We start from the raw sequence: 933 nt of genomic DNA, 5'->3' as shown, positions 1-933 counted from the left end.
GTTCGGCTACCTCGATCGGCCTGTCCGGCTACCGAGTTCACCAGCTCGAATCGGTGACCGATCCACCACGATCACGCTCCACCGTCTCCGTATCGGTGAATCGCATACCGTTGCCGTCGGAGAACTCCGTGCGCTCCCTGTCATTCGGCGGCGCCGTCGAGGCCGGGACCGGTTCCGGCGCACGCAGGTCGGGCATGCCCTCGACCAGGTCGGACAGCTTCGGCATCCGCGCCCGATGAGTGTCCAAGGGCGTCATCAGATCCCGTGTCTTGCGGGCCACCTCGGCCGAGGCCTGCTGCGCGGCCTCGGTGATCGCCTTGGCGATCTCGGCATAGCTCAGGTCCTCGACATTCGGCCCGAACTGGGTATCGATGACCGTGTTGTCGGCGTTCACGACGACCGTCACCCGCTTACGACGCACCGTCGCGCGGCCGGTGAGTTCGGCGCGCTCCTGCTGCAACCGGGCGATGATCCGCATCTGTTCCTGGACGCCATCGAGGATGTCGCCCAAGTCCGCCTTGGCTTGCTCGTTCGTCATCGGTAGTGCACCCCCGGGCTCAGCGCATACCGTCGCGGTTGCCGTGCTCCATGTCGCGCAGCAGGTCGGCGGTCTTCGTTTGGCCTTGGCTGAAGTTGCCGAATGTCCCCGCCATGTTGCGCCCGCCCTCGATCAGGTTGTCCCGGGTCGTGGTGTAACCGCCCTGGCCGTCGGGGCCGTCGGCGAAGTTGCGGCCGATCGTGTCGTTGCCCCAGCAGTTTTTCCGCGCATCGATCGACGTGCGCAATCTGTCGATGATGCCGTTGACCCTGTCCTCGACATCCCCCGTCTTCTGCGCCGCCCTGCGGAACAGATGCTCATCGAATTCGACATTGTCCGCCATCGCGCCACGCTCCCCACCTTCGATTCCTTCCCAACCATCGTGACACCGGATG

At 65.2% G+C, this 933-nt stretch carries 2 protein-coding genes; both read right to left on the bottom strand.

Annotated features, from left to right (window positions below):
• Positions 1–37: 37 nt before the first annotated feature.
• The gene (locus tag ACV7NQ_RS22565; protein WP_463361467.1) at positions 38–538 is read right to left on the bottom strand and encodes a YbaB/EbfC family nucleoid-associated protein; all 501 of its coding nucleotides are present in this window, start codon (positions 536–538) and stop codon (positions 38–40) included.
• A 19-nt stretch (positions 539–557) separates the two neighbouring features.
• Entirely contained in the window at positions 558–881 is a 324-nt protein-coding gene (locus ACV7NQ_RS22560; protein ID WP_463361466.1) for a hypothetical protein, read from the bottom strand.
• Between the last annotated feature and the right edge of the window lie 52 nt (positions 882–933).

This window comes from Nocardia sp. Tas62D01 (assembly GCF_055232035.1).
The sequence above is the reverse complement of the archived record's forward strand: the minus strand, read 5'-3'. Positions and strand labels throughout refer to the sequence as shown.